The sequence below is a fragment of the Modestobacter sp. I12A-02662 genome (assembly GCF_041028325.1).
Lineage (GTDB): Bacteria > Actinomycetota > Actinomycetes > Mycobacteriales > Geodermatophilaceae > Modestobacter.
The window spans coordinates 1-4628 of sequence record NZ_JABGDE010000024.1; the positions used below are offsets into that span (position 1 = coordinate 1).

Annotated in this window: 4 protein-coding genes; all 4 read right to left on the minus strand. The window is 73.1% G+C overall.

Annotation, left to right across the window (positions count from 1 at the left end):
• On the minus strand, window positions 1-905 hold a 905-nt coding region (locus HL189_RS22385), incomplete at its 3' end, for an MCP four helix bundle domain-containing protein (protein WP_369135943.1).
• 260 nt (window positions 906-1165) lie between these two features.
• The gene (locus tag HL189_RS22390) at window positions 1166-1609 is read right to left on the minus strand and encodes a chemotaxis protein CheW (RefSeq protein ID WP_369135944.1); all 444 of its coding nucleotides are present in this window, start codon (window positions 1607-1609) and stop codon (window positions 1166-1168) included.
• A 1-nt stretch (window position 1610) separates the two neighbouring features.
• Complete coding sequence (locus HL189_RS22395) at window positions 1611-4112, minus strand: chemotaxis protein CheA (RefSeq protein ID WP_369135945.1); 2502 nt, start codon at window positions 4110-4112, stop codon at window positions 1611-1613.
• Between the two features lie 276 nt (window positions 4113-4388).
• Window positions 4389-4628, minus strand: a 240-nt coding sequence (locus tag HL189_RS22400; RefSeq protein ID WP_369135946.1) for a universal stress protein, incomplete at its 5' end; no start/stop codon positions are given.

Genomic DNA, 4628 nt, shown 5'->3' on the forward strand with positions numbered 1-4628 from the left:
GTCTCCTCCGCCGACGCCGAGATCTGCGCCGACGAGGCCGACAGCTCCTCCGACGACGCCGCCACCGCATCCGAGGACGACGCCACCGACGACAGCACCGACCGCAGGCTCCGCTGCGCCTCGGCCAGCGAGGACGCCATCCGGCCGAGCTCGTCCTGGTCCCGCACCTCGGGAGCGACGGTCAGGTCGCCCTCGGCCATCGCCTGGAGAGCGGTCTGGACCGAACGGACGGTGGCGAGCAGGCGCCGGACGACGAGGAAGGCGAGCGCGGCGGAGACGACGACCGCGGTGATCGCGGCGATCAGCAGCATCCGGATGGCGCTGCTCGCCTCCTCGGCGGCCGCGGCGTTGCGGACCTCGGCCTGGGCCGACTGGGCGACGCCCTCCTCCTCGAGCCCGTCGGCGATGTCGGTGAGCAGCGGGCTGGACACCTCCCGGTAGATCAGGGCGAAGGCGGCCAGGTTCCCGGCGTCCGCGGCCGGGAAGAGCTCGGTGGCGTTCGAGGCCAGGAACGCCGCGCGGGCGTCCAGGTACTTCTGCATCGCGGCCTGGTCGACGACGAAGGGTTCGTACTCCACCAGCGCGGCGTCGACGTCGGCCTGCTTCTCGTCCATCTCTCCGAGCAGCTCCACCCGGCGGGCCGGGTCGGAGACGGCGTACTCGAGCACGCGGGCACGGTGGGCCGCGGTGGCCCGCTGGACGGCGGAGAGCGCGTTCAGCGGCTTGAGGTTCTCGGCGTAGATGGTCTCCTGGCCGGCGCGCATGTCGTCGATGCGCGTGACCGCCAGCGCGTTCGTGCCGAGCACGACTGCGGCGAGCAGTGCCAGGACGGCACCGATCTTGACACCGACAGGTCGGTCGGCGAACCACCCGAGACGTCGGGGGGGTGAGGCGACGCTGTGCATGGCGGGTACTCCAGGGATCGTGGAAGAGCGGGCGGGACAGAGGGTTCCCGTGCAGATCGTGTCGCACGGCGCGCCATTGCCCGCAGCGCGGTGAGGCGTGTCGCAATGAACCGGGGAATGGCGTGACGACCATTCTGTGGAGTCGCCCTGTCGACACGGGGAGACGCATCAGCAGAGCAACACGGAAATGCAGGAACGGTCGCCGCCCTCCCGAGCCCGGAAGTGCGGCGACCGTTTCCTGGTGTGCTGCGGAGCGGAGGTCAGGTGCCGACGGCCCGGTTGACGTCGAGGGCGAGCAGGAGCTGGCCGGAGAGCTTGTAGGCGCCGCGGATCAGCTCACGCCCCGCCCCGTCGAGGGTGTCCGGCGGGGCCTCGAAGTCCCGCACGTTCACGTCGACGACGTCGGCGATGCTGTCGACCAGCAGGCTCACGGCCTCGCCGTGCAGCCGGACGACGATGACGACGGCCTCCTGCCCCTCCGGGCGGGGCTTGCGGCCCAGGCGCTCACGCAGCTCGATCGCCGTGACGACCTGACCGCGCAGGTTGATCAGGCCGGCGACGGCCGGGGGAGCCAGCGGCACCCGGGTGATCCCCTGGCTGCGCAGCACCTCCTGCACGTGCTCGACCTCGACCCCGAACAGGTCGCCGTCCAGCCAGAACGTCGCCAGCTGCGCGCTGGCCGGCACCGCGGCAGTCGTGCTCACGTCAGACCTCCATCAGGGGGGTGGTGGGGGAGAAGTCGGTGCCCTCGAACCCGAAGGGCGGGGTGTCGAATGCCGCGCCGGGCTGCCCGGCGGAGGCGGTGTAGAACGCCGGGTCGGCGGCCAGGATCGCGGCCCGGACGTCGAGCAGCTCGGTGACCCGCTCGCCGATGACCGCCGACCCGAGCAGGCCCAGGTCGTCGATGTCGCTCTGCACCGCGGCCTCGCCGTCGACGATGTCGAGGATCTCGTCCACGACGATGGCGACGCTGCGGCCGTGGTCGGCGTACACGATGACCTCGAGCACCTCGCGGTCGTTGTCGCCGAAGGCGCCCAGGTGCCGGTCCAGCCGGACGATCGGCAGGATCGCGCCGCGGTACTGGACGACCTCGCGGGAGCCGACGCGCTCGACGGTGTCGCTGCGCACCTGCTCCAGGCGGGTGACGGTGTCCAGCGGGATGGCCACCCGGCGCCCGCCGCCGATCGCGGCGAGCAGCATGCGGGTGCGCTCCGCGGCGGAGGCCGCCGCGGCGGCGGCCAGCGCGTTGCGCCGCTCCTGGCGCTCGGTGCTCTCCGTGCGCAGCGCGCGGCGGGCCAGCGCCTGGACGTCGAGGATCAGCGCGACCGCGCCGTCCCCGAGCACCGTGGCGCCGGAGTAGAGGCCGATCGCCTTGAGCTGGCCGCCGACGGCCTTGACCACGATCTCCTCGGTGTTGATGACGCGGTCGACCACCAGGCCGAACCGGCGGCCCTCCGAGGACAGGACGGCGATCACCACGTGCCCGTCGTGCCGGTCCGACGACAGCCCCAGCACCTCCGCGAGGTGCACCAGCGGCAGCAGCTCACCGCGCAGGCGGTACACCGAGGCCCCGCCGACGTCCTCGACGGCCGCGGCCGCCTTCTCGGCGTCCAGGGCCACGAGCTCCTGCAGGCTGATCTGCGGGATGGCGTACCGGTCACCGGCGCACTCGATGGTCAGCGCCGGGACGATCGCCAGGGTCAGCGGGATGCGCAGCCGGGTGCAGGTGCCCTTCCCGGGGACCGACTCGACCTCGATGGTGCCGCCGATGGCCTCGATGTTGGTCTTCACCACGTCCATGCCGACGCCGCGCCCGGAGACGTTCGTGACGGCGGCGGCGGTGGAGAACCCGGGCAAGAAGATCATCTGCAGCACGTCGGCCGGGCTCATCCGGGACAACGCGTCGGCGGTGACCAGGCCCCGCTCCACGGCCTTGGCGCCGATCCGGGCCGGGTCGATGCCGGCGCCGTCGTCGACGACCTCGACCACGACCTGGCCGCTCTCGTGCCGGGCCCGCAGGGTCAGCACGCCCTCGCCGGCCTTGCCGGCCGCGGCGCGGGCGGCGGAGGTCTCGATGCCGTGGTCGACGGAGTTGCGGACCAGGTGGGTCAGCGGGTCCTTGACCGCCTCGAGCAGGGTCTTGTCGAGCTCGGTCTCCCGGCCCTCCATCTCCAGCCGGACGGTCTTGCCGCACTGCAGGCCCAGGTCGCGGACGACGCGGGGGAGCTTGGACCAGATGTGGTCGATCGGCTGCATGCGCGTCTTCATGACGCCCTCCTGCAGCTCGCTGGCGATGAGGTTCAGCCGCTGCGAGGCGCGCACCAGGTCCTGGTCGCTCTGCCGGGCCACGTACTGGACGATCTGGTTGCGGGTGAGCACCAGCTCGCCCACGAGCAGCATCAGGTTGTCCAGCAGGTCGACGTCCACCCGGATGGTGCTGTCGGCGACCGCCCGGCGGCCGGGCTGGCCGTTCCTCGGGTCCGCGTCGCCCTCGGCGTGGACCTCGGCGGTCGCCGGGGCCGCGACCGGGACGAGGGGCACCACGGGCACCTCGAGCACCGGGGCCTCGACGACGACCGGCTCGGCCGGCAGCACCTCGGCGGCCGGCACGGGCGCGGGGGAGGGGATGGCCGGGGCGGCCTTCGCGCGGGGAGCCCGCTTGGCGGGGGCCTTCTTCGACGGGGCCTTGGCCGCGGGTGCCTTCCTCGCCGGCGCCTTGGCCCGGGCGGGAGCGGCGGCCGGCGGAGCCTCGGCGGGTTCGACCTCGGCCGGCGGGGCGGCAGGAGCGGCCTCGGCGACCTGCTGCTCGACGGGGGCCGGGGAGTCCTCGAGGGCGGCGCTGATCAGCACGACGCTGCCGGCCACCTCGACCGAGCCCTCGCCACCTGTGGCCTCGATGGCCGCCAGCAAAGCGCGGATGGTGTCGACCATCTGCAGCAGCGCGTCGGTGCGCGCGGGGGTCAGCTCCAGCGCGCCGTCCCGCAGCCGGGAGAGGAGGTTCTCCCCGACGTGCGCGATCTCCTCCAGCCGGTTGAAGGCCAGGAAGCCACTCGTGCCCTTGATCGTGTGGATCGTCCGGAAGATGCTCGACAGGCGCTCCCGCGAGTTGGGGTCCTGCTCCAGGGCCACGAGGTCCTGGTCCAGTTGGTCGAGGTTCTCGTGGCTCTCCACGAGGAACTCCTCGACGATGTCGTCCAGACCGTCCACGCCTTGCCTCATCCCTCCAGGCCCCCGGGCCAGCCCCGGCAGCGTTGGCTGTTTCGGCACGGTCCGGGACCCCTTGAGGTGAATCCCGGGCCCGTGCGCAGCTCGAACGAGATCGCCGTGCCACCGTGGCGGGGAGGCGTCTCGACACCATGTCGACGTCGGGGACCGGTCACCCGGCCGGCGAGGCCGCGCGCGCCGACCCGACGTGTCCTCGTCATCGGCAGGACGGCGCCCGCCCGTGACCGAGGGGCGGGCGGGGACGGCGGGAGGGCGGGGTCAGTCCGCGGGCGGGCTCTTCACGGCCAGGACGGGGCAGTCGACGTCCATCAGGATGCGCTGCGCCGCGCTGCCCATGAGCAGCTTGCCGACCGCCGTCCGCCGGCGGACCCCGATCACCAGGACCTCCTCAGCCCTCGCACGCTCGGGCCGAGCCTCGGGACGAGGCCGATCAGTACGTGAAGCGGCCCACGGTGGTGCGCAGGTCGCTGGCCATCTTCGACAGCTCGTCGACGGCCT